The following is a 24,643-nucleotide window of genomic DNA, read 5'->3' as shown; positions in this document are numbered from 1 at the left end:
ATTGCGGCACAACCACTTCAGGACGGCGGACATGAACACAGGCGTACGGACCCTCACAGCGGCGGACCTCGCGGACGGCGCCGCGGACACCCCGGTGCTCGGCGACGGGGCGGTGCTGCGCGAGCCGGTGCTGATCGTCGACCTCGACGGCGCCGACGAGTCGGTGGCCGCCGCCGCGGCCGCGCGCGTGCCCGCGTTGGACCGCCTGGTCGTCGGCCGGGCCAGTGGCCCGGTCCCGCCCGTCCTTGCTCCGCTGACGGCGGCGCTGGACCTGACCTACGCGGCCGGCCCGGATCCGGCGGACCGGGCCGTGGTCGCCGCCGCCGACGTCGACGCCGCACTCGCCGAGTTCGTCGCGTGCGTGGACCGGTTTCCGCAGTCCGCGCTCGTCGCCGGGCAGGTCGTGCGGATCACCGAGACGCTGCCGGTGCCCGAAGCGATCGACGTGGAATCGCTCGCCTACTCCACCCTGCAGGGCGGCGCCGAGTTCGGTGGCTGGCTCGACGAGCGCCGCCGCCTCGGCCGGCCCCTGCCGCCGCCGCCCGTCGCCGACCCGGTCCTCATCGACCGGGACGGCGGCACGCTGCGCATCACGCTCAACCGGCCCGAGCGGCGCAACGCCTACGGCACCGCGCTGCGCGACGCCCTGGTCGAGGCGCTGCGCCTGCCGCTGCTCGACGACACCATCACGACCGTGATCCTCGACGGAGCCGGTCCGTCGTTCTGCGCCGGCGGCGACCTCGACGAGTTCGGCCACACCCCCGACACCGCCACGGCGCACCTGATCCGCACCCGCGGCGGCGCCGGACGCCTGATCGCTGCGCTCGCCGACCGCACCACGGTGCACCTGCACGGGCACTGCGTCGGTGCCGGGATCGAGGTTCCGGCCTTCGCACACCGGATCGCCGCCGACCCCGGCACCGTCTTCCGGCTCCCGGAGGTGACGATGGGACTGCTTCCCGGCGCGGGCGGCACCGTCAGCGTCCCGCGCCGCATCGGCCGCTGGCGCGCCCTGCACCTGTTCGTCACCGGCACCGCACTCGACGCGCAGCGCGCGCTCGAATGGGGTCTGATCGACGAGATCAGGCGGTCAGCCTGATCAAGCGCGCCAGCCCCACCAAGGTCTGAGTTCCGAGTTCGCCGCAGCCCTTCGACCGCTCACGGTCGGAGGGCTGCGCTGCGTTCCAGGGATTCCTCCGGGCAGCGCCGCACCTCAATTCCTGGGGCAATGCAGCACAACCAGCAGGAACTACTACTACCTTCACAAATATTGCCATAGTTGCTATGGTTCACATCCAGAGAGAGAAGTGACGTACAGCACTTCCCGCTTTCCTTTGGAGAGGGCGACGGCCGGCAGGGCAGGAGAGGTCGCCGCGACGTGAGAGTGCTCGAAGACAGGTGGTGAAAATGGGCATCGCAATGGTCCTGGACATGGCGTCGTCGGCTACACCCGATCGGCTCGCAATGGGCCGTCGGTCCGACGGGACGACCTACGGCCGGCTCGACGAACTTGCGGCCGGAGGAGCCACGCTCCTGGAGGAACTCGGCGCGGGTCACGTCGTCTTCGTGGGCGTGAACGGCCCCGTTCTGCCGGTTCTGATGTTTGCCTCGGCGCGGGCCGGTGTCCCGCTCGCTCCCCTGAACTACCGGCTTGCCGCCGACCAGTTGCGAGAGCTGATCGATCGCCTCGACCGGCCGCTCGTCGTCGCCGACGACGTCTACGCCGACAAGCTCTCCGGAATCTCGCATCGAATCCTCACGTCCGATCGGTTCCTCGAACTCGCGCGCACAGCCGAACGCGCGGCCGGAGACCGCTCGACCGATGACGACACGGCGATCGTGCTGTTCACCTCTGGGACGACCTCCGCGCCGAAGGGCGTGTTGCTGCGCCACCGGCATCTGCTGTCGTATCTGCTCAACACCGTCGAATTCGGTTCTGCGGGAGAAGAACAGGCGACGCTCGTCAGCACCCCGCCGTATCACATCGCGGGTCTGGGTGCGGTACTCAGCAACATCTACGCCGGACGTCGGATGGTGCATCTGCCCGACTTCTCGCCCCGGGCCTGGCTCGATCTCGTCCGAGAGGAGGAGGTATCGAGCGCCATGGTCGTACCGACGATGCTCGCGCGCATCGTGGAGCACCTCGACGGCGCTCCCGCCTGCACGCCGTCCCTCGCCTCCCTCGCGTACGGCGGAGCCCGTATGCCACAGCCGGTCCTCGAAAAGGCGTTGACAGCCTTCCCCGACACCGGCTTCGTGAATGCCTACGGTCTCACCGAAACCAGTTCGACGATCGCCGTGCTCGGTCCGGAGGACCATCGGGAAGCGTTCGCCGAACCCACCCTTCGCGGTCGGCTTGCTTCTGCGGGGCGCATCGTTCCCGGAATGCAGGCTCAGATCCGGGACGACGACGACGTAACCGTTCTCGCGGAGGGGGAAACGGGGCTGCTGTGGGTCCGGGGCGCGCAGGTCAGCGGCGAGTACATGGGCAAGGGTTCCGTGCTCGACGCGGACGGCTGGTTTCCCACCCGGGACCGCGCCCGGATCGAGGACGGTTTCCTCTACATCGGCGGCCGCGCCGACGACACCATCATCAGGGGTGGCGAGAACATCGCGCCGGCCGAAATCGAGGACGTTCTCGCATGTCATGCCCAGGTCCGTGAGGTGGCCGTGATCGGAGTGCCGGACGACGAATGGGGCGAGCGGATCTGCGCGGTGATCGTGCCGAACGGCGAGATCCACGACGACGCACAGTCGTTCCGGACTTGGTGCCGTGAGCGGCTGCGCAGTTCGCGCACCCCGGACGACGTCGTGTTCGTCGACGAGCTGCCACGGACGCCGACCGGCAAACTCGTGCGGCGCGATCTCGTCGACCGGATCTGCGCTGTCGCCTGATCGCCCCTTCCGGGTTCCGCCCGGGCTCATGAGAGCTTTCGCAGTTCCGATCCGACACGGAGGACGAGACCGTCGTGAATCTCACTGGCACAGCAGATCCGACACAGCACGCATGGGTGCTGCGGGCCCGGCCGACCGGCCGGCCACGGGACACCGACGTCGAACTCGTGCCGACGACGATCGGCACTCCCGGACCTGGCGAAGTCCGCGTCGCGAACCTGGTGATGTCGGTCGAGCCGTACATGCGTGGGCGCATGGGCGGTGAGGCCACCTACGCGGAACCCTACGAGATCGGCGAGCCGATGCTCGCCCCGACCGTCGGGCGCGTTACCGGGTCCTCCGACAGCACCGTCCCGGTCGGTGCTCTCGTCCTGCACGACCACGGCTGGCGGGAGCATTCATTGGTCCCGGTCTCCGAGTGCCGTGTCCTGCGGCACGACGACCTCCCGCCCGCTGTGCACCTGGGCCTGCTGGGGATTCCCGGCATGACGGCATGGGTCGGCGTCGAGCGGATCGCTCACGTCGTGGCCGGCGACGTCGTATTCGTCTCGTCAGCGGCCGGAGCAGTCGGCTCGACGGTCGTCCAGCTCGCGAAGCAGCGCGGTGCCACGGTGATCGCAAGTGCCGGGTCCCCCGAGAAGGTCGCGCTCACGAGGAGCCTGGGAGCCGACGCCGCATTCGATTACCACGACGGCTCGATCAAGGATCTGCTGCGCGGTGCGATGAGCCGACTCGGTGTCAGGGGTGTGGACGTGTACTTCGACAACGTAGGTGGGGAACATCTCGAGGCCGCCATCCGGGTGATCAACGACCACGCCCGGATCGCGCTGTGCGGAATGATCAGCATCTACAACTCGGCCGCGCCGCAGCCCGGCCCGAGCAATCTCCTCAAGCTCATCTGGCGGCGCGCGCGTATGGAGGGTTTCCTCCTCGGCGACCACCTCGATGCCCGTGACGAATTCGAGTCCGAAATGGCCGATCTCATCCGAACGAATCGAATTCGACCTGTGCACACCGAATTCCCCGGCGGTGTTGCGGGAGCGTGGGACGCCTTCCTCGGCATGCTCGACGGCACCGCCACCGGGAAGGCCGTGGTCCCGCTCACCGCGGACGCCGGCACCTGAGCGAATTGAATCCGTCGGCACCGCCCCTGTGGTGCCCCACCAACCTACCGAAATCCGGCGCAGCCCCGAATCCCACGGGGTGGCCTCATATCCGAAGGAGCCATACGATGACTGACCAGGCGCTGCCGTTGGAAGGGAAGGTCGCCCTCGTCACGGGCGGGAGCCGTGGCCTCGGGCGGGAGATGACCCTCGCGTTCGCGCGGGCCGGTGCGGACACGGTGATCGTCAGCCGCAAGGTGGAGAGCTGCGAAAAGCTGGCTGCGGAGGTCGCCGAGACCACCGGTCGCCGGGCTCTTCCGCTGGCCTTCCACGTCGGCGACTGGGACGCCCACGAACCGCTCGTCGACCGTGTCTACGAGGAGTTCGGCCACGTCGACGTCCTCGTCAACAACGCCGGTATGGCCCCGCTGTACCCGAGCCTGGACCAGGTGTCGGAAGCCCTGATCGACAAGGTCGTCGACGTCAACTTCAAAGGGCCTTTCCGTCTCACCGCCCTGATCGCGCCGCGGATGGCGGCCGGTACGGGCGGTTCGATCATCAACATCAGTTCGATCGCGGCCGAGCGACCGACCCCGAACGACCTGCCCTACGCCGCGGCGAAGGCGGGACTGAACGCCCTCACCAAGGGTTTCGCGCAGGCGTACGGGCCCACCGTCCGGGTCAACACGATCATGGCCGGTGCGTTCCTCACCGACATCAGCAAAGCATGGGACATGGATTACGCCAACGAGATCTTCGACGCCCTGCCGCTGCAGCGAGCTGGGAACCCGGACGAGATCGTCGGCGCCGCCCTGTATCTGGCCGGTCCCGGCTCCACCTACACCACCGGTGCGATCATCCCGGTCGACGGTGGCCGGACGTCGACCGCCTGATTGTGGCGAACCCGTGATCGCCAGAACGCACTGACCCATACCGTCGCCCGTACCGACCGTCCTACAGGAGTCGTCCAGCATGCACCTTCTCGCCCGGCGCTCGCGCCCTGACCGCACCGTCCGTCGCCGGTCCTCCCTCACCCGCGCCACCGCCGGGATCGCCGTCGCCGTCGTGTCCACGATGCTCGCCGCATGCGGTGGGGGCGGCGACGATCGCATCACCTCGGAGTTCGTCGGCGCCACCGGCCCGGCCGGGGACTCGGCCTGGCAGCAGGTCGTCGAGGCCGCCAGGACGGAGGGCGAGGTCACGATCTACTCGTCCAATGCGGCCGACGCCCTTGCCGAACTGGGCCGCCGATTCGAGGCGGACTACGGCATCCGAGTGAACGTCGTCCGTGACGTCGATGCGAACATCCACCAGAAGGTCGGGGCGGAGGCGGCCACCGGCAACCAGGTTGCCGACATCGTCACCCAGGCCACCTCTCCCTGGGTCGTCGAGCTCGCCGCTGCCGGCGGTGTCGTGAAGCCGATCGGCCCGGCCTTCACCGACCCGGCCTCCGAATACGACACCGACACGTTGCTGCGTGAGTCCGGCGACTTCGTCACCGGCGCCTCCGTGCTGACCTTCGGCTGGAACACCGACCGGTACCCCGCGGGACTGGAAAGCTACGAGGACTTGCTCGACCCGGCGCTGGCGGACGGCAAGATCGGCATCGTGCTGCCGACATCGACCGCGCACGTCGACTTCTACGGCAGCTACCTCGAGCAGGTCGGTGGTGAGGGCTTCGTCGAGAAGCTCGCCGCACAGAAGCCGCGGATCTACCCCGGCGCGCTGCCGGTCGCGCAGGCCCTCGCGTCCGGCGAGATCGCCGCGACGGTGTTCGCCCAGGACCAGACGGTGGAGAAGAAGAACGGTGCACCGGTCGACAGCGGGTTCGACAAGCTCGTGTGGGGTGCCCCGATGTACACCTCGATTCTCGCGAAAGCCCCGCACCCCAACGCTTCCCAGCTCCTCGCCAACTACATGATCACGCCGTCCGGGCAGGAGGCGCTCTCGTTCCGCAACGCGGCCGTGCTGCCAGGCGTCTCGTCGGCGGTGACAACGATCGACACGGTGGCTCCGCAGGACCTGAGGGCGATGACTCCCGAGGCGCTGGAGGCGCTGAAGCTTCGCTTCGGCCAGCTGTTCAACCAGTGACGACGGCAGGCAACAGCGTCCGGTCGTGCGGCGCTCTGGAACCGGCCTGGACACACGACGATACTTCCGAGAAGGAGACGGATTGATGGGAAGAGTTGAAGGCAAGGTCGCACTCGTCACGGGCGCAGCCCGGGGCCAGGGCCGGTCGCACGCGCTGCGGTTCGCGCAGGAGGGTGCGGATGTCGTCATCCTCGATGCTTGCACCGGGATCGACTCGGTGCCCTACCCGCTCGCGACCGAGGTCGAATTGAAGGAGACCGAGGCCTTGGTCGCCGCGACCGGCCGGCGTGTACTGGCGCGCACCGCCGATGTGCGCAGCCAGGAGCAACTCGACGCGGTCGTCGACGAGGCCCTCGCGGAGTTCGGCCACATCGACATCGTCGCCGCCAACGCCGGCATCGTCGGCTTCCGCCCCACGTGGGAGCTCAGCGACACCGAGTGGCAGGACATGCTCGACGTCAACCTCACCGGCGCCTTCCATACCGTCAAGGCGGTCGTGCCGGCGATGATCGAGGCCGGTCACGGTGGATCGATCGTCATCACGAGCTCGATCCAGGCCATGCTCGGGTCCGCCAACATCGCGCACTACAACGCCTCCAAGAGCGGTGTCATGGGTCTGATGCGCACGCTCGCCGCGGAACTCGGCCCGCACGGCATCCGGGTCAACACCGTCAATCCGAGCGCCGTCGAAACCCCGATGCTGCTGAACGACGCCACCTTCCGGATCTTCGGTCCGGATCTGGACAATCCCGGTCGCGAAGACCTGTGGGAACGCTCCAAAGATCGCAATCCGATGGGCGTCGGATGGGTTTCGGCGGCCCACTTGAGCAACGCCGTGCTGTTCCTGGCCTCCGACGAAGCCCAGTTCATCACCGGGGTCGCACTGCCCGTCGACATGGGGGTCCGGTTGTGACGATCACCGACACTCGCGGAACGACATCCGCGGACCTGACTCGGCGGCTCGCCGGACGACGGGTGTTCCTCACCGGCGGCGGCAGTGGAATCGGGGCGGCCGTCGCACACCGGCTCGCCGCCGAGGGCGCAGCCGTCGCGGTCACCGACGCCCGTGAGGGCGCGGCCGTAGAGGTCGCCGACGCGGTGCGGGCGGCCGGCGGCACCGTGATCGGATCGGCATGCGACGTCGGCGACGAGTCCTCCGTCGCCGCAGCCGTACGCGCGGCTGTCGCAGAACTCGGTGGTCTGGACGGGGTGGTCACGTGCGCGGGCATCTCGGGCACCGCGATGTTGCACGAGATGGACCTGGAGCACTGGGAGCGCATCCTGCGGGTGAACCTCACCGGCACCTTCCTGCCGCTGCGGGCGTCGATTCCGCACCTGCTCGACGCCGGCGGGGGTTCGATCGTCACCGTCGGATCGGTTGCGTCCCTCGTGTCCACGAATCTGAACACTCCCGGCTACGACGCGTCGAAGGGAGGCGTCCTGCAACTGACCCGCTCGGTCGCCATGGGGTACGCCGATCGGGGGATCCGGGCCAACTGCCTGTGTCCGGGTCTGGTGAGTACCGGACTGCGTGCGAATTCCGCTGCGCTGCAAGGGCCGGAACCGGAGGCCACGCGCAGCCGGGTCGTCGAGAACACAGCGCTGGCGCGGTCGGCCGACCCGGGCGAGATGGCATCGGTGGTGGCGTTCCTGCTCTCCGACGACGCCTCGTTCATGACCGGAGCCGCGATCGCCGCGGACGGTGGCCTGACCGCGAACTGACGAGACCGGTGGCACTCACACCCACCCTTCCGAACACGACCGAACCCATCCGCCCGCCGCTTCCCGGCGAGCGCTACGCAGAGGACCGTCTATGTCCACCGACCCCACCTGGCGCAGGGATGCCTGCGCGATCGCCGGCATCGGCACGACGGAGTATTCCCGTGACTCCGGTGTGTCGGTCACCGCTCTGGCCGTCGAGGCCGCATCGAATGCCCTCGCCGATGCCGGACTGACTCCGGCCGATGTCGACGGCATCGTCCGCAACGACATGGACCTGGTCTCGTGTGCGGCCCTGGCCGACGGACTGGGCGTTCCGAACCTGACCTACTGGGGCGAGGCCGGCCCCGGCGGCTCCGGCCCGGCCGCGATGGTCGCGCAGGCCGTCGCCGCGATCATGAGCGGGCAGGCGACCACCGTCGTGGTCTTCCGCTCCCTCAACGGCCGTTCCGGCCGCCGCTTCGGTCTGTCCCCGGTCGCCACCCCCGAGGTCGGGGGCAACGAGACGTTCGAGGAGTTCTTCGGCCCCTACGGCCTGCTGTCGTCGGGCCAGTACTTCGCCCTGGTCGCGCAGCGCTACATGACCGAGACCGGCCTCACCGCCGAGCAACTCGCGCAGATCGCCCTCGTGACCCGCCGCCGTGCCAACACCAATCCGGCTGCACAGATGTACGAGCGCACTATGACGCTCGACGACTACTTCGACTCGCGCATGCTGTCGTCGCCGCTGCGTCTGTACGACTACTGCCTCGAAACCGACGGTGCCGCCGCAGTCGTCGTCACCACCACCGAACGGGCCGAGGACCTGAGGCAGACACCGGCCCTGATCCGATCGGTCGCGATGTCCACCTGTCCGCACCCCCAGCCGGGCCTCATGTACCCGACGCTCATGCGTGAGGACATCACCGCCCTGCCGTCGCGGGTGTGTCAGGAGACGCTGTACTCGCGGGCCGGGCTCGGACCGGCCGACGTCGACGTCGCACAGATCTACGACTGCTATTCGATCACGGCGCTGATCCAGCTCGAGGACTACGGCTTCTGCAAGCGCGGGGACACCGGCGACTTCCTCGCCGACGGACAGATCGACCTCGGGGGGTCGATCCCGATCAATACGAGTGGAGGACACATGTCCGAGGGATACATCCACGGAATGAACCACGTCGTGGAGGGAGTGCGGCAGATCCGCGGCACCTCCACGAGCCAGGTCGAGGGAGCCCGGGTCTCCCTCGTCACCTCCGCGCCGCCGCCGGCGGCCAGCGCGCTGATCCTGGTGTCGGCATGAGCGCCGGCGGCACCGCCGCACCGGCGGACACCACCAGGGACCGGCTGCGCCCCCTCGTCACCGAGCGCGCCAGCAGGGGCTTCTTCGACGCCGCCGCCGACGGTGAACTCGCTATCCTGACCTGCGAAGACTGTGGCCGCCGCATACACCTGCCCCGGCCGCGGTGTGTGTACTGTGCGAGCACGTCGGTGCGCTGGAAGCCGGTCGCTCGCACGGGCAGCGTCTACGCCCACACGGTCGTCGAGCACCAGGTCCACCCGCTGTTCCCTGTGCCGTACACGGTGATCGTCGTCGACGTCGACGGTGAGGCGGACGGGGTTCGGCTGATCGGCAACCTGCCCGGACGCGTCGACGTAACAGCCGGCACTCCGGTGCGCAGCGCATTCGAGGACCTCGGTACCGACTCCGCGGGCAACCCTGTCGTACTGCCCGTGTGGGAAATCGACACCGACCGCGCGGCCGCGGCGGACGGAGTCGGCCGATGAGCGCCTCCATCGCAACGCGGCGCCCCATCGACCCGGATCTGTTCGTCGGTGGCGCCGCCGAGGCCGGGCTGCGCGGCGCCCGCTGCCCGTCGTGCAGCACCGTTACCTTCCCGTACCAGCGCGGTTGCCCGCGGTGCGGTGAGGAGGCGATGACGGACCTCGAACTGCCGCGTGAAGGGACCCTGTGGTCCTACACGGTGCAATCGTTCGCCCCGAAGAGCCCGTTCGAGTGCGTCGAGCCGTTCGAGCCGTTCGGCGTCGGCTACGTCGCCCTCGGTGACGTGATCGTCGAGTCCCGACTGACCGTCGCCGATGCGGATGCGTTGCGAATCGACATGCCGATGCGGCTGACCACGATCGTCAACCACGTGGACGAGGACGGCACCGAGATCGTCACGTTCGCGTTCGCCCCGAACAGTGAGGAGCAGCGATGAAGGTCGCGATCGTGGGTGTCGGCATCCACAGGTTCGGCCGCACGGAGGGTGTCAGCGGGCTCGAACAGGGCGCGCATGCGGCACGGCAGGCCCTGGCCGATGCCGGTGTCGAGTTCAGGGATATCCAGTTCGCTTACGGGGGCAGCGATTCGGCCGGCAACGCCGACACACTCGTCTCCGCTCTCGGCCTGACCGGGCTGCCGTTCGTCAACGTCAAGAACGGCTGCGCGACCGGGGGCAGTGCCCTGACCTCCGCGGTCAGCCGGATCCGTTCCGGCGAATCCGATCTGGGGCTGGTCGTCGGGTTCGACAAGCACCCGCGTGGCGCGTTCAATGCCCGCCCCGAGGACAACGGGATCGGCCGCTGGTACGGCGAGAGCGGCATGATGGTCACCACCCAGTTCTTCGCAATGAAGATCCAGCGTTACCTCGTCGAGCACAACTTGCCCAAGTCGCTGCTCGCGACGGTCGCCGCCAAGGCCTTCCGCAACGGTGCGCTCGCCCCGCACGCGTGGCGCCGCACACCGTTGACGGAGGAGCAGATCGCCGGCTCCACGATGGTCAACGACCCGCTCACGCAGTACATGTTCTGTTCACCGGCCGAGGGAGGGGTGGCCCTCGTCCTCGCCCGTGCGGACCGGGCCCACGAATACACCGATACCCCGGTGTTTCTCGACGCTGCGGAACTGCGGTCCCGAGAGTTCGGCTCGTTCGAGGTGTTCAGCCCCTGGACGTCACCCGAGCGGGCCGACGGCCCGACCGTCACCGCGTCCCGCGCGGCGTTCGAGGCCGCCGGCATCGAACCCGGGGACGTCGACGTCGCACAGATCCAGGACACCGAGGCCGGAGCCGAGATCATGCACCTCGCCGAGACGGGACTGTGCAAGCACGGCGAGCAGGAGTCCCTCATCCGGTCCGGTGCCACCGAGATCGGAGGTTCGATCCCTGTCAACACCGACGGCGGCTGCCTGGCCAACGGCGAGCCGATCGGCGCGACCGGCCTGCGCCAGGTCTACGAGAACGTCGTACAACTCCGCGGCGCGGCAGGGGACCGGCAGGTCCCGGGGGAGCCGAAGGTCGGCTTCACCCACGTGTACGGCGCGCCGGGTATCAGCGCCTGCACCGTCCTCACGCGCTGAGCGTCGCGAATTCACCTTCCGAGTAGGAGACCACTGATATGGCATGGGATTTCGAAACCGATCCGCAGTTCCAGGAAAAGCTGGACTGGGTACAGCGATTCGTGGACGAGGAGGTCGCACCGGTCGACCGCGTCGTCGAGCACGCATGGGATGTCACCGACCCCACCCGGAACAAGCTCATCCGGCCCCTGCAGGACGTCGTGCGCGGGCAGGGCCTGTGGGCGTGCCACCTGGGTCCGAAGCTCGGCGGCCCGGGCTACGGGCAGGTCAAGCTCGCACTGCTCAACGAGATCCTCGGCGCGACCCACAGCGGCCCCGTGGTGTTCGGCTGCCAGGCACCGGACTCCGGCAACGCCGAGATCCTCGCGCACTACGGCACACCCGAACTCAAGGAGCGGTACCTCCGTCCCCTCATCGACGGCGACATCATGTCCTGCTACTCGATGACCGAACCGCAGGGCGGCTCGGATCCGACCAGCTTCGTCACCCGTGCCGTCCGGGACGGCGACCACTACGTCATCAACGGTGAGAAGTGGTTCTCCTCGCACGCCCGGTTCTCGTCGTTCCTGATCGTGATGGCCGTGACCGACCCCGCCGCGCCGCGGACGAAGCGCGCGTCGATGTTCGTCGTCCCCATGGACACCCCGGGCATCGAGATCATCCGCAACGTCGGGGTGTGGGGACACAACGAGTCGGAGGGTACCCACGCCTACATCCGTTACACCGATGTGCGCGTGCCCGCCGACCACCTGCTCGGCGAGGAGGGCGAGGGCTTCGCCGTCGCGCAGACCCGCCTGGGCGGCGGACGCATCCATCACGCGATGCGCACCGTCGGGTTGGTCCGCGCCTCGCTCGACATGATGCTCGAGCGCGCGGTGTCTCGTGAGACGCGCGGCCGGAGTCTCGCCGACATGCAGCTGGTGCAGGACATGATCGCCGAGTCGTGGGCCGAGCTCGAGCAGTTCCGCCTGCTCGTCCTGCGGACAGCCTGGAAGATCGACGAACTCGACGACTACAAGAAGGTCATCGCCGACATTTCCGCCGTGAAGATGGTGATGCCCAAGGTACTCAACAACGTCGTGTCCCGGGCGATCCAGCTGCACGGCTCGCTCGGCATCTCGAAGGAGATGCCGTTCGGCAAATGGCTGCTCGAGAGCTACCACATGGGCCTGGCCGACGGCGCCACCGAGCTGCACAAGCAGCAGATCGCCAAGCAGCTGCTGAAGAACGCCACGTCGGCCTCGGGCCTGTTCCCGACGACGCACCTGCCGGCGCTCGATGCGGCCGCCGAACTCAAGTTCGGCCTGCCCGCGGTGGGAGCCCAGTGATGGGGGGCTCGGTCGTGTCCGACGAGCAGCCCTCGGCCCCGAGCGTCGAGGAGCCACGCACGGAGGTCGCGCCGGTCCGCACGGGGGAGGACCTCGACTGGGCCGCGCTCGAGGCATACCTCCGGAGGCACCTCGACGACCTCGACGGGGAGTTCTCCGTCCTGCAGTTCCCGCGCGGCTCGGCGAATCTCACCTATCGTGTGGGCTTCGGCGACCGTCTCCTCGTCGTGCGCCGCCCGCCCTTCGGTCAGCTCGCTCGGGGCGCTCACGACATGACGCGCGAATATCGGGTCCTGTCCCGCCTGCACCGCGAGTACGATCGCGCCCCCCGGGCACTGTTGCACTGTGCGGACGAGAGTGTCGTCGGCGCCGAGTTCTTCGTCTCCGAGTACCGTGACGGCGTCGTGGTGTGGGATTCGGTGCCCGACTCGATGTCCGGCGTCGACGACGCCGGCCGGCGGATCGGCTTCGCGGTGATCGACGCGCTCGCGGACCTGCATGCGGTCGACCCCGCCGCATGCGACCTGGCCGGCCTCGGCCGGCCCGAGGGCTACCTCGAGCGCCAGGTGCGGGGCTGGTCGGCGCGATGGGACGCCGTCGCCGAGTACGCCCCGGCCGAGACCGCGGCGCTCGTGGCCGAGGTGACCCGGCGGATCCGTGCGGCGATCCCGGCGAGCCAGCGGGCCGGGATCGTCCACAACGACTACAAGGTCGACAACTGCCAGTTCCCCCACGGCGACCCGGACCGGGTCAAGTCGGTGTTCGACTGGGACATGGCCACGACCGGGGACGTGCTGGTCGACCTGGGCACGCTGCTCAACTACTGGCCGGACCGGACCGTGGATCCGGCCTCGGACGCGGCGTTCATCGTCGTGCCCGGCATGCACGGCCTCGACCTGCCGTCGCGGGCGGAGGTGGTCGCGCGGTACGCGAACGGCAGCCGTCTGGACCTGTCGCGCATCGATTGGTACGAGGCGTTCGGATGCTGGAAGACCGTGGTCGTTCTGCAGCAGCTCTACGCTCGGTTCGTGCGCGGCGAGACCACCGACGCGCGGATGGGTCAGCGCGGCGAATTCGTCGCACCGCTCGCGCGTCGCGCGCTCGGCCTGCTCCCTGCCTGACCTCGCCTCCGCACGCCCGTCCGCGCGGTGGCACCGGCTACCGCGCGGACGAGTCGTCTCACCACCGATCACACGAAAGGCGAACCCCCATGGCCTCCGTCGGACTGAGCGCATACGGGATGAATCCCACCGAACTTCTCGAACTGGCGACCTGCGCCGATGATCTGGGATTCGACGCACTGTGGCTGGGGGAGCACGTGCTCCATCCGGTCGCCTACTCCAGCAGCCACCCGTCGACGGGGACGGCGCAGCACCACACGGGACCCATCGTCGATGTGTCGACGGAGCTGACGGATCCGTGGGCGGTGCACGCGGCCGTGGCCGCGACCACGAACCGCATCAAACTGGGCACGGCCGTGTATGTCGCTGCGCTGCGGCACCCGCTGCACACTGCGCGTACCACCATCACCGTGCAGGAACTCAGCGGTGGTCGCCTGCTCTTCGGGGTCGGTGCCGGTTGGCTCGAGGAGGAGTTCGCAGCGCTGGACGTGCCGTTCCGCAAACGCTTCTCGCGAACCGACGAGTGCGTGACCATCCTGAGGAAGGCGTGGTCGGGCGGGCCGTTCTCCCACGAGGGCGAGCACTACCGGTTCGATGAGGTACAACTGCATCCTCGCCCCGTGCACGTGCCCGTCATCCACGGCGGCAACGGTCCGAAGGCGCTTGCCCGCGCGGCGCGGCTGGGAGACGGATGGTTCTCCTCCGGCACCCCGAGCTTCGAGCAGGCGGTGGAGATGGTGAACGAGATTCGCAGGCTTCGGCGCGAATTCGGTCGGATCGGCGAGTTCCCGTGCTACGTGCGGGTCGACGCGGCGACTTCGGCGGACCTGCGCCGGTACCGCGACCACGGCATCGAGGACGTCGTGGTCTGGGCCGACTCGGTCTGGAAGGGCGACTCCGCCGAAGAGCGCCGCGCCTTCCTGACCGCGGCCGCCGATCGCCTGGGTGTGGGACCGTCGCGGGTGTGAGGGTCAGTCCGAGCCTGCGACGTTCACGACCGGGATCGACGCGCCGCTGACCGCGCGCGAGGAATCACCGAGCAGGAAGCCGATGACCTCGGCGATGTCGGTGGGGCGGGCCCAGCTGGAGCGGTCGGCCTCGGGCATCGCGGCGCGGTTGGCGGGGGTGTCGATCATGGTGGGCAGCAGGCCGTTCACCCGGATGTTGTCGTCGGCGTACTCGACTGCAAGTGCCTGGACGAGGGCGGAGACGGCAGCCTTGGACGCGACGTAGGTGGCGGCGCCGGGGAAGGGCCGGACGGCGGCGGCGGAGCCGATGCACACCACGGACCCGCCGCCGTGGCGGATGAGTTCGGGTAGGGCGGCTTGGATGACGCGGTAGGCGATCGTGAGGTTGATCGACAGCTGGGTCTCGAGGACCTCGATGGGCGTTTCGTGGACCCGGCGGCCGGCAGCGAATCCGCCGACGAGGTTGACCACGCCGTACAGCGGCCGGTCCTCGTCCTTCGTCGCGCACTCCACGATCGCCTCGACGGCCTGCTCGTCGGACAGATCGGCGCGGATCGTCTCGAGATTCGGGTGCGGAGCGATGCGGTCGAGTTCGGCATCGACGTACCAGGGGACCACCAGTCGCCAGCCGGTGTCGAGGAGGTGTCGGGTGACGGCAACGCCGAGGCCGCCGGTGCCGCCGGTGACGATCACGGTGCGGGCAGGGGACTTCTCGTTCATGGGCACGGCCTTTCGAGATCTGAATGAGCGATCCGGGATGGGTGAGGCGGTCAGGGCACGCGAGGGTCGGCGCGCCGGATCTCGGGGGCCGTGCGCCAGTCGTCGAGACCGTGCTCGGCCGTGCCGATGCAGGTGTCGCCGCGGGTCAGTGCAGACCAGTGCGCGTGATTGAGCTGGTGCAGGGTGAAGCCCGCGTCGAGCGCGGACTGGAATCCGCCGGCGTCCTGGCTCTGATTCACCGACTCCTTGATCAGCAGGGCCGCCATCGTAGGGACCCGGGCGATCCGGCGCGCGAATGCGAGGGTCGAGTCGGCGAGTTCGTTCTCGGGGAAGATCTTCGAAACCATGCCGAGGGCGTGAGCATCGGCCGCATCGAGGCAGTCACCGGTCAGCAGAAGTTCCTTGGTCTTGCGGAGACCGAACTCCCACGGATGGGCGAAATACTCGACGCCGCACATCCCCAGCCGGGTGCCGACGACGTCCGCGAACGTGGTGTCCTCGGATGCGACGATCAGATCGCAGCTCCACATCAACATGAGCGCGGCGGAGTACACGGCTCCGTGCACCTGCGCGATGGTGATCTTGCGAAGGTTGCGCCAGCGGCGGGTGTTCTCGAAGTAGTAGTGCCACTCCTGGTGGTGGCGCATCTCGATCTCGGAGTAGGTGGCGCCGTTGCAGGCGTAGGTGACGTGCTGGTCCGGACCGGGAGTACGTTCGCGCACGTCGTCGGAGGAACCGAGATCGTGCCCGGCCGAGAAGGCTGGTCCGTGACCTCCGAGGATGACCACGCGCACCGCGTCGTCGGCTTCCGCGCGTGCGTAGGCCTCGCCGAGCTCGACGAGCAGGCCCCGGTTCTGGGCGTTGCGCTGCTTCGGGCGGTCCAGCATGATGCGGACGATTCGGCCCGCATCGAGGGACTCGTAGGTCAGGTACTGGTAGTCGGTCATCGCGTTCCTCACGGAGTTAGGCGTGCCGGCCGACGGTGCCCCCGACTCCGGCAAAACATGCCAATATTCGATAGGGTTATTTCTACCGTACCGCCCGTTGTGGCACAAGTCACCAGCATCTTGTAAACCTTTGCAGCTCAATGCTGCCGACGGTGGTGAGCGGGCAGTCGACGTCGGCCGAGGGCGAGCACCCCCAGCGCGAGGGCGACGGCGCCCGCGGCGGTGGCGAACGGAACGTGCGGGTTGAAGACCTCGCCCATCCAGCTTGCGGCCCACGGGGCGATCGCGCCGCCGCCGAAGCGCACGAAGCTGTACGCCGCGGCTGCGGTGCTCCCGGCCACCGGTGCGGTGTCCATGCCGATCTCGGTCACCAGGGTGTTGAGGACGCCGAGGAACAGGCCCGAGACGACAATGCACGCCACGACCGCCGGTCGGTTGCCGGTGAACACGGCCACGACCGCAAGAGTGACGGCGAACAGGGCCAGACCCAGGGCGGTCGCGCCGATCGCACCCAGGGCGGTGCGCAGCCGAGGCGCGACGGACACCGCCGAGATCACCACACACATGCCCCAGCCGGAGAAGACGAATCCGAGCGGCAGAGGATCGAGTTCGAGGACGAACGGTGCGTATGCGAACAGGGCGAAGAGCCCGAGGTGGTACAGCAGGGAGACGAGCGCGATCGACAGCAGACCCGCATGCCCGAACGCCCGGAGCGGTGCAAGGAGCGGGGCCGGTTGGTCGGGCGTCGTCGGGGGTGGTAGCAGTACCACGAGCAACGCGAATGCCACGGCCATGAGCGCGGCAGCGCCGAGGAAGGCGGCGCGCCAAGAGATCTGACCCAGGAGCCCCCCGACGAGCGGGCCCGTCGCGATGCCGATGCCGACGGCCGATTCGTAGAACACGATGACCCTCGGTGCACCGCCGGCCGCGGCACCGACGATCGCGGCCAATGCGGTCGCGACGAACAGTGCATTCCCCAGGCCCCAGCCGGCACGGAAGCCGATGATCTGACCGAGGGTCCCCGACAGGCTCGCGCCCAGTGCGCACCCCGCGATGACGAACAGGCCGAACAACAGAGTCCTGCGGATGCCGATGCGGCTGGAGACCGCGCCGGTCACGAGCATTGCGAGCCCCATCACGGCCATGTAGCCGGTGAACAGCAACGACACCTGTGACGGTGTGCCCCCGAGTTGCTCGGCCAGCGGGAGCAGTATCGGACTGACCACGCCGATGCCCATGAATGCGACGATCACGGCGAACGTGATCGCCCATACCGCACGCGGTTGCTTCGTCCGCCCCGGCACGACGGCCGGCCGGGGTGCGGGCGCTGCTGTGGACGATCCCGCCGGGAAGGACGTCTCGTCGGTAGGCGTGGGAGGTGTGGTCGTCAAAGGGTCTCCGCTTTCGTTCGTCGCTCGACGGGACCCGGACGCGTTCGCAGCCCGTGCGTGCCCTGGGTGGCGCGGACTGAACGACGAGGAGCGGACTAGCCGGTCAGAGCCACTCCACCCGCTCGTCGAGGAGGCGTGGGTTCAGACGGCTGATGCGGTCGATGACCTCGCGCATGTGTGCACGGGTCAGAGTGCGGGCGAGTTCGGCGTTGCCAGCGGCGATGGCGTCGTGGATCCGGCGGTGCGGTTCGGTGACCGACTCCCGATCGTTCTCGTCCCATTCCTCGGGGTGGGCGCCGAGCACCCGGTCGGTGTACAGGTGGGCGAGGGCCGAACCGGTCAGATTCAGGACGTAGTTCCCCGTCAGGTTTCGCAACGCGGTGTGAAATCCGGTGGCGGTCTCGGTGAACTCCTCGTTCGACATGTCGGGGCTGACGTCGTGGGCGGCCAGAGGGGTGAGGTCGACGTCCTCACCGGCGGCGATCCGATCGGCGAGCATGGCTGCGGCCAGGCCTTCCATCTCCAGGGCCGCCTCGGCCACTTCACGGAACTGAATACCGTTCGCCTGCAGGTACATCGACAGCGTGTCGCCGAACTCGGAGCCCGAGGGTTCGGACACGATCGGTCCCCCGCCCAAGCCCTGCCGGACCGTCACCAGCCCCTGCGCCTCGAGCAGGCGCAGGCCCTCTCGCACCGACGCGCGGCCGACCCCGAACCGCTTGGCCATGTCGTTCTCGGACTCGAGCGCGGAACCCGGGCCGAGTCGGCGGTCGGCGATGTCCTTGGCGACCATGCGCGCGACCGTCCGCGAGACCTTCTCGTTCCGTGTCATCGCGATGGCGCGTCGGAGGGCCGCGGTTCCTGCGGGAGAACCCATGGTGTTGCGCGTCATTCGATGTCCTCGTCGGTTGTTCGGTCGGCGATCGGGATGGTGACGAGTATAGGGACCGAGACCCTCCCGACCGCGTCCTCCCTATTAACCATGCCAATATTTCGTATCTAATGCTATACCAAACTTATGACGCAGCACACAGTGGAACACTATTCGCAGCACTCCTACTCGCGGCACCAGTCACTGGCGGGGCAGAGTGCCCTGGTCACAGGTGGTAGCGAAGGTATAGGTCGCGGCATCGCGGAACGGTTGCTCGACGCCGGCGCGACGGTCGCGGTAGCCGCCCGTCGCCCCGAGGTCCTCGACGAGGCGGTCGCGTCGCTGCGCGCTCGATGCGGCGACGAGTCGCGGGTCTCGGGCATCGTGGCCGACATCGCGGACGCCGACTCGGTGGCGGCGATGTTCGAGCGGGCCGAGCGGGAGTTCGGATCGCTCAACATCCTGATCGCGAACGCCGGCAGCGGCACCGTGGCGCCGTTCCTCGAACTCACCGAGGAGCAGTGGCAGGCCTGTATCGATCTCAACCTCACCGGCACGTTCCGGTGCGTGCAGGCTGCGGCCCGCGCGATGGTCCCCCACGAGGGGACGAACCGCTCGATCGTCGTGGTCTCGTCGATCCGGGCGCTGGGAGTGCGGCCGAGTCTGGTGCCGTACGGCACCGCGAAGGCCGGTCTCAACCAGTTGGTGCGAATGGCTGCGTTCGAGCTCGCCTCGACGGGTGTCCGGGTCAATGCGCTGTCCCCCGGAATCACGGCGACCCCGCTTACGCAGGAGCGCAATTCGCTCTTCGACGAACGTGCCGCCACCGTGCCCATGGGGCGCGCCGGTACGCCGGCGGACATGGCGAGCGCGGCCCTGTACCTCGCCGGGCCGGAGTCCGCGTTCGTCACCGGGACGAACCTCGTCGTCGACGGCGGGGAGTCTCTGTACTGATTTCCCGCACCCGAGGGGTGTGCCGGTCCCGGTCGCTGAACCGGCGACCTCCGTCGATGTGATGTACAACGCATAAAACCTTGCTATAGTTATGGTGTTTCCGCTCCCTCTCTGGAGCTGCTCGCCGAATCCGTGCCCGCACGTCGCTGCGGCCGGCCGGAACCACCACCACGCGCAGCGCAACTGCCCCGTATGCCGAAAGCGGTGCAGCCGAATGCGACTGCGGTACGAACAAGGAGAACGCTCGATGACCAAGGTGATGAACGGGATCAAGGTCGTGGAGGTCGCGTTGTATGCGTTCGTCCCCTCGGCCGGCGCGATCCTGTCCGACTGGGGAGCCGACGTGATCAAGGTCGAACACTCCGATTTCGGGGATCCGATGCGCACGACCGCGGCGTGGGGCGTGCCCGGCGACGTCGACGGCATGTCGGGTCTGTGGGAGATCAACAACCGCGGCAAGCGCGCCATCGCGCTCGACATCGCCACCCCGCAGGGCCGCGAGGTCCTCATGAAGCTGGTCGAGACGGCCGACGTCTTCTCCACCAACTTCCTGCCGGATGCACGGGCCAAGCTGGGTATCGACGTCGACGACATCATGGCGCGTAACCCGCGCATCGTCTACGCGCGCGGCACCGCCCAGGGCGTCGCCGGACCCGACTCCGAGAAGGGTGGATTCGACGGCATCACCTACTGGGCCCGCTCCGGTGCAGCGGGGTCGATCGCCCCCGACGACCTCGAGTGGCCGGCCAACATGCCGGGCCCGGCCTTCGGCGACGTGCAGAGCGGGATGGCGCTCGCCGGCGGGATTGCGGCCGGACTGCTGCACCGTGAACGCACCGGAGAGGGCATCGTCGTCGATACCTCGTTGTTTGCCGTCGGCGCGTGGGCGATGCAGGCGACCATCGCCGGCGCCCAGCTCATCGGGGCTGCGGAACTGCCCTATCCGGACCGGTCCGCCCCGGTGAATCCGGTCTCGAACATCTACCGGACCAGTGACGGCAGGTACATCCATCTGGCGCTGCTGCAGAGTCAGAAGTACTGGCCCGGCCTGTGCGAGGCGATCGGCCGACCCGACCTGATCGACGACCCGCGGTACGCGACGTTCGAGGACCGCGCCCGCAACACTCGCGAGTGCACCGCCGAGCTGACCGACGTGTTCCGTAGCCGCACCCTCGCGGAGTGGACGGACATCCTCGGCAAGCAGGAGGGGCAGTGGGACGTGTTCCGCAAGCCCCTCGACGTGCTGACGGACCCGCAGGCGATCGCGAACGAGTACGTCCGCACCGTCGAGTACGAGGACGGACGCACGCTGGATCTCGTCACGGCGCCGATGCGGTTCGGAAACGAGGCCCCGGTGCTCACCCGTGCTCCCCAGCACGGCGAGCACACCGAGGAAGTGCTGCTCGAGCACGGCCTTGACTGGGACCAGATCGTCCAGCTCAAGATCGACGGCGCCATCAAGTGAGCCGGATCCGGGATGCGGCAACGGGTGAGCGAGGCCGTCGCATCCGGGTCGGGCTGGGAGCGCTGACCGCCCAGACTGTCGGCGGGACCGCGGCGGAGTCGGGTCGGGCGCTGGACGCCCTCGTGCGGCATGCCGTGACCGCCGAGGAGTCCGGGTTCGACTCGGTCTGGCTCAGCGAACACCACTTCGCAGAGGACGGTTACCTCCCCAGCCCACTGGTGGTGATGGGTGCGCTCGCCCGCGAGACGACCGACGTCGACCTCGCGACGAACGTCGCGATCGGTCCGCTCTACAACCCGCTGCGGTTGGCCGAGGACGTCGCGGTCGCCGACCAGCTCAGCGGCGGGCGCGTGCTCCTGGGCCTCGGACTGGGTTATCGCCCGGAGGAATTCGCGGCGCTCGGCATCGACCGTTCGCGGCGTGCGCTGATCCTCGAGGAGACTGTCTGCACGCTACGTGCAGCCTGGTCGGGGGAGTCGGTCGTGCCGCCCGGACGGAGCGGGCAGGCCGTCCAGGTCCGCCCGCTTCCTGCCCGGATCGGGGGTCCGCCGATCCTTTTGGGCGCGTTCGCGAGTCGGGGTGTGCGCCGCGCTGCACGTATCGCCGACGGTTGGATCGCGCCCGAGCTCGCGTCCGTCGCGCAGCTGGCCCGCCGGATCGGGACGCTCGAACTCGCAGACCTGGACCGGCCCTTCCACGTCGCACTGACGATGTGCGCGTTCACCGCCGCCTCCGGGGCGTGGGAGACGGTGGCGCCCGGGCATTCCCTCGTCGGCGAGCGGTACCGGCGGTGGATGGCGCAGGCCGGGGACGGCGCCGTACCGGACGGGCCGGACACGAACGTGCCCGTCCCGACGCGGCCGGACCATGTCGTGGCCGGCACGCCCGAAGAGTGTGTCGACCAACTGCGTCCGTGGTGGGAACTGCTGAGAGCCCTACCTCGGACGGTCAGCGCGCATGTGACGGTGCGCGTGGTGTTTCCCGGCGTCGACGATGTGGCGACCCGCGAGTCGATCCGGCTGCTCGGAACAGCCGTCTTCCCAGCGCTGAACGATTGATTCCACTGTCATGGCGCAGATCGCTTTCAGGTATGGACTGTGATCTAAATCTCCGTTAATATTCGCATGTTCCTAATAGTAAGGGCATGCAATCCACCGAGCGGATCTCCCGTTCGAACTCCATCCGATTCTCAGGAGGATTACGTGTACGACCTTCGCGACATCAAGATCATCGACACCGACACGCATGTCGTCGAGCCGCCGGACCTGTGGACATCGCGGATGTCGACCAAGAAGTGGGGCGATCTGGTGCCACACGTACGCTGGGACGACCAGCGCGGTGACCAGGCCTGGTTCGTTGCCGGCAAGCGCATGAGTGCAGTCGGGTCGCCGGCGATGGCCGGCTGGCACGAGTACCCGCCGAACTGCCCGCCCCGCTTCGAGGACACCGACCCGCGCTCGTGGGATCCGGCCAAGCGCCTGACGATCATGGACGAGTACGGTATCCACGCTCAGATCCTCTACCCGAACGTCGCGGTGTTCAGTTCCAAGACGCTGCAGTCCAACGGCGACAACGAGCTGCAGATCGCGTCCATCAAGGCCTACAACGACTACCTCACCGAATGGGCGCAATTCGCCCCCGGGCGGTACATTCCGGTCGGCATCCTGCCCTTCTGGGACATGGAGGCCACGCTTGCCGAGGTGGAGCGTATCGCCGCTGCCGGCCACAAGGGGCTGGTCTTCACGCAGAATCCCGCGGCGTTCGGCCTGCCGATGCTTACCGACCCGTACTGGGACCGCCTGTGGGCTTCGGCGCAGGAGAAGAAGTTGCCCATCAACTTCCACATTGCCTCCGGTGAGGTCGACCTCAGCGGCTTCGGTCACGAGAGCAACGGTGTTCACGCCAACTACGCGATGATGGGCATCTCGTTCTTCATGGACAACGCTCGCACCATCTCTCAGCTCATCTGTGGCGGCATCTGCGACCGATTCCCCGAACTCAAGTTCGTCTCGGTCGAGTCCGGCATCGGCTGGATCCCGTTCGCCCTCGAGGGACTGGACTGGCAATGGAAGAACAGCGGCGTGCACAAGGAGCACCCGGAGTACGAGCTGCTCCCCAGCGAGTACTTCAAGCGTCAGATCTACGGCTGCTTCTGGTTCGAGCAGGACTCGGCCCGCAGCGCGATCGAGCAGCTCGGTGCCGACAACGTCCTGTACGAGACCGATTACCCGCACCCGACGTCGATGTCGCCCGGCCCGGCCTCCGACGCGCTGGCGCCCGACGAGTACCTGCGCCGCAACTTTTCCCACCTGTCCGAGTCGGATGCTCGAAAGATACTGCACGACAACGCCGCCGCGCTGTACAACCTGGATTCCTGACCTGGAAGCCCGATCGGGTTCCGGGTCCTGCGCCCCCGTCGTCTTCTCGGCCGTGCACTCGCCGGCCCAGTCAAGTGGAGGAAAGATGTCCCTCTCGGATTTCGAGTCCCGCGCCCGTGCTTGGGTCGTCGAGACCGTCGCCCGGCTCGGGTTCGACCGGGTCGACGACCCCTACGACGTGGCCGTGTTCCACGACCTCGGATTCGACGACGAGAAGGCACTTCTCGATCAGCACCGCACTTGGCAGAAGGTCAAGCTCGATGCCGGTTACGGTGCCCTCGACTGGCCCGAGGAGTTCGGGGGTGCCGGCCTCGGCGTCCATCTCGCGGAAGCCTTCACCCGCATCGAGAACGATCACTGCCCGTTGCGTCCGCACGAATTGTTCTCGGTGACAATGCATTTGATTGCACCGACCATTCGGCTCCTCGGAACGGAGGAACAGAAGCGCGAGTTCCTGCCCGCGATGCTGAGAGGTGACCTGCTCGCGTGCCAGCTCTTCTCCGAACCGGATGCCGGTTCCGATCTGGCAAACCTGGGGACCCGGGCGGTGCGGGACGGCGACGACTGGGTGATCACCGGGCAGAAGGTGTGGACCTCGGGCGCGCAGTTCGCCGACTGGGGTGAGCTCATCGCACGTACCGATCCGGACCAGCCCAAGCACGCGGGAATGACAGCATTCCTGGTTCCGCTGGACGCTCCGGGGGTCGAGGTCCGTCCGATCCGGCAGATGTCCGGCGGCAGTAGCTTCAACGAGGTCTTCCTCGACGGGGTGCGCATCCCCGACTCGCTGCGGCTCGGTGACGTCGGCAAGGGCTGGTCCGTCGCGCTGACCACGCTGGCGTTCGAGCGAGAGGGTGGATCCGGTTCGGCCAATGTCGGCGGCCGGTTCGACCAGCTCGTCGAGACCGCCCGCACCCTCGGGCGCGACTCCGACCCCAGGGTGCGGGAACTCCTCGCCCGGGTCTACCTGCGGCAGAAGCTCGCCCAGGTCGACATGCTGCGCGACCGGCAGGCCCGGGAGGCCGACACCGCCCCGACGGCGGTCGGGTCGGTGCGCAAGATCCAGTGGGTCGACAAGCTCGCCGCGGTCTCCGAAGCCGCGCGCATCATCCTCGGACGCGATCTCGTCGCGGACACGGGCGTTCCGGGCACGTTCGGGTGGAACGCCCATGTGCTCGGTGCGCCCGGGTACAGCATTGCCGGCGGCTCCGACGAGATCCAGCGCAACATCGTCGCCGAGCGACTGCTCGGACTGCCGGCGGAAGCGCGTGCCGACCGTGGATTGACCTGGCGGGAAGCACGGGCCCGCGCCACTGCCCCGACGTCCTGAGTCGACCCTCGGCGTCACCATC

23 protein-coding genes are annotated in these 24,643 nt (G+C 68.3%); 19 read left to right on the top strand and 4 right to left on the bottom strand.

The window, feature by feature from the left end:
- Positions 1-31: 31 nt before the first annotated feature.
- The 14 genes from AC2IPW_RS22555 (at position 32) to AC2IPW_RS22490 (ending at position 14,565) form a co-directional block, all read left to right on the top strand.
- Positions 32-1,099, top strand: a complete 1,068-nt coding sequence (locus tag AC2IPW_RS22555) for an enoyl-CoA hydratase/isomerase family protein (RefSeq protein WP_003934406.1) — start codon at positions 32-34, stop codon at positions 1,097-1,099.
- A gap of 308 nt (positions 1,100-1,407) precedes the next feature.
- Positions 1,408-2,895 (top strand): class I adenylate-forming enzyme family protein, encoded by a 1,488-nt coding sequence (locus tag AC2IPW_RS22550; protein WP_486375752.1) that lies wholly within the window; start codon positions 1,408-1,410, stop codon positions 2,893-2,895.
- 74 nt (positions 2,896-2,969) lie between these two features.
- Positions 2,970-4,019, top strand: a complete 1,050-nt coding sequence (locus tag AC2IPW_RS22545) for an NADP-dependent oxidoreductase (RefSeq protein ID WP_486375751.1) — start codon at positions 2,970-2,972, stop codon at positions 4,017-4,019.
- A 107-nt stretch (positions 4,020-4,126) separates the two neighbouring features.
- Positions 4,127-4,891 carry an SDR family NAD(P)-dependent oxidoreductase gene (locus AC2IPW_RS22540; protein ID WP_486375750.1) on the top strand — a complete coding sequence of 255 codons (765 nt, stop codon included), beginning with the start codon at positions 4,127-4,129 and terminating at the stop codon, positions 4,889-4,891.
- A gap of 79 nt (positions 4,892-4,970) precedes the next feature.
- Positions 4,971-6,089, top strand: coding sequence for an ABC transporter substrate-binding protein (locus AC2IPW_RS22535; RefSeq protein ID WP_486375749.1), 1,119 nt, complete (start codon positions 4,971-4,973; stop codon positions 6,087-6,089).
- Positions 6,090-6,174: 85 nt separating this feature from the next.
- Positions 6,175-7,002: a mycofactocin-coupled SDR family oxidoreductase gene (locus tag AC2IPW_RS22530; RefSeq protein WP_003934401.1), complete on the top strand. Its 828-nt coding sequence runs from the start codon at positions 6,175-6,177 to the stop codon at positions 7,000-7,002.
- Positions 6,999-7,811, top strand: coding sequence for an SDR family NAD(P)-dependent oxidoreductase (locus AC2IPW_RS22525; RefSeq protein ID WP_486375748.1), 813 nt, complete (start codon positions 6,999-7,001; stop codon positions 7,809-7,811). The genes AC2IPW_RS22530 and AC2IPW_RS22525 overlap by 4 nt, the downstream gene beginning before the upstream one ends.
- A 91-nt stretch (positions 7,812-7,902) precedes the next feature.
- Positions 7,903-9,090: a thiolase C-terminal domain-containing protein gene (locus AC2IPW_RS22520; RefSeq protein WP_486375747.1), complete on the top strand. Its 1,188-nt coding sequence runs from the start codon at positions 7,903-7,905 to the stop codon at positions 9,088-9,090.
- A complete protein-coding gene (locus tag AC2IPW_RS22515; protein WP_486375746.1) occupies positions 9,087-9,575 on the top strand; it encodes a Zn-ribbon domain-containing OB-fold protein in 489 nt (162 codons plus the stop codon). The genes AC2IPW_RS22520 and AC2IPW_RS22515 overlap by 4 nt, the downstream gene beginning before the upstream one ends.
- A complete protein-coding gene (locus tag AC2IPW_RS22510; RefSeq protein WP_486375745.1) occupies positions 9,572-10,009 on the top strand; it encodes a Zn-ribbon domain-containing OB-fold protein in 438 nt (145 codons plus the stop codon). The genes AC2IPW_RS22515 and AC2IPW_RS22510 overlap by 4 nt, the downstream gene beginning before the upstream one ends.
- Positions 10,006-11,148 carry a thiolase family protein gene (locus AC2IPW_RS22505; RefSeq protein WP_486375744.1) on the top strand — a complete coding sequence of 381 codons (1,143 nt, stop codon included), beginning with the start codon at positions 10,006-10,008 and terminating at the stop codon, positions 11,146-11,148. The genes AC2IPW_RS22510 and AC2IPW_RS22505 overlap by 4 nt, the downstream gene beginning before the upstream one ends.
- A gap of 38 nt (positions 11,149-11,186) precedes the next feature.
- A complete protein-coding gene (locus AC2IPW_RS22500) occupies positions 11,187-12,476 on the top strand; it encodes an acyl-CoA dehydrogenase family protein (RefSeq protein WP_486375743.1) in 1,290 nt (429 codons plus the stop codon).
- A complete protein-coding gene (locus AC2IPW_RS22495; RefSeq protein WP_486375742.1) occupies positions 12,476-13,597 on the top strand; it encodes a phosphotransferase family protein in 1,122 nt (373 codons plus the stop codon). Before AC2IPW_RS22500 ends, AC2IPW_RS22495 begins: the two co-directional genes overlap by 1 nt.
- 89 nt (positions 13,598-13,686) lie before the next feature.
- On the top strand, positions 13,687-14,565 hold the full coding sequence (locus tag AC2IPW_RS22490) for a TIGR03619 family F420-dependent LLM class oxidoreductase (protein ID WP_486375741.1): 879 nt from the start codon (positions 13,687-13,689) through the stop codon (positions 14,563-14,565).
- Between the two features lie 3 nt (positions 14,566-14,568).
- On the opposite strand, the gene AC2IPW_RS22485 is transcribed toward AC2IPW_RS22490, so the two are convergent.
- From AC2IPW_RS22485 to AC2IPW_RS22470, 4 genes are all read right to left on the bottom strand, one after another.
- Entirely contained in the window at positions 14,569-15,285 is a 717-nt protein-coding gene (locus tag AC2IPW_RS22485) for an SDR family NAD(P)-dependent oxidoreductase (RefSeq protein ID WP_486375740.1), read from the bottom strand.
- A gap of 50 nt (positions 15,286-15,335) precedes the next feature.
- Positions 15,336-16,232 carry an enoyl-CoA hydratase gene (locus tag AC2IPW_RS22480; protein ID WP_486375739.1) on the bottom strand — a complete coding sequence of 299 codons (897 nt, stop codon included), beginning with the start codon at positions 16,230-16,232 and terminating at the stop codon, positions 15,336-15,338.
- Between the two features lie 137 nt (positions 16,233-16,369).
- Positions 16,370-17,623, bottom strand: a complete 1,254-nt coding sequence (locus AC2IPW_RS22475) for an MFS transporter (RefSeq protein ID WP_486375738.1) — start codon at positions 17,621-17,623, stop codon at positions 16,370-16,372.
- A 103-nt stretch (positions 17,624-17,726) separates the two neighbouring features.
- On the bottom strand, positions 17,727-18,515 hold the full coding sequence (locus AC2IPW_RS22470; RefSeq protein WP_486375737.1) for a FadR/GntR family transcriptional regulator: 789 nt from the start codon (positions 18,513-18,515) through the stop codon (positions 17,727-17,729).
- A 126-nt stretch (positions 18,516-18,641) separates the two neighbouring features.
- Between AC2IPW_RS22470 and AC2IPW_RS22465 the strand changes: the two genes are divergently transcribed.
- The 5 genes from AC2IPW_RS22465 (at position 18,642) to AC2IPW_RS22445 (ending at position 24,621) form a co-directional block, all read left to right on the top strand.
- Positions 18,642-19,448, top strand: coding sequence for an SDR family NAD(P)-dependent oxidoreductase (locus tag AC2IPW_RS22465; RefSeq protein ID WP_486375736.1), 807 nt, complete (start codon positions 18,642-18,644; stop codon positions 19,446-19,448).
- A gap of 247 nt (positions 19,449-19,695) precedes the next feature.
- Positions 19,696-20,913, top strand: coding sequence for a CaiB/BaiF CoA transferase family protein (locus AC2IPW_RS22460; RefSeq protein ID WP_054373011.1), 1,218 nt, complete (start codon positions 19,696-19,698; stop codon positions 20,911-20,913).
- On the top strand, positions 20,910-21,971 hold the full coding sequence (locus AC2IPW_RS22455) for an LLM class flavin-dependent oxidoreductase (protein WP_486375735.1): 1,062 nt from the start codon (positions 20,910-20,912) through the stop codon (positions 21,969-21,971). The genes AC2IPW_RS22460 and AC2IPW_RS22455 overlap by 4 nt, the downstream gene beginning before the upstream one ends.
- A gap of 144 nt (positions 21,972-22,115) precedes the next feature.
- Complete coding sequence (locus AC2IPW_RS22450) at positions 22,116-23,291, top strand: amidohydrolase family protein (protein ID WP_486375734.1); 1,176 nt, start codon at positions 22,116-22,118, stop codon at positions 23,289-23,291.
- Positions 23,292-23,376: 85 nt separating this feature from the next.
- On the top strand, positions 23,377-24,621 hold the full coding sequence (locus AC2IPW_RS22445; protein ID WP_486375733.1) for an acyl-CoA dehydrogenase family protein: 1,245 nt from the start codon (positions 23,377-23,379) through the stop codon (positions 24,619-24,621).
- Positions 24,622-24,643 lie beyond the last annotated feature (22 nt).

This window comes from Rhodococcus sp. NS-SX18 (assembly GCF_057367935.1).
This window is presented reverse-complemented; position numbering and strand designations above follow the sequence as displayed.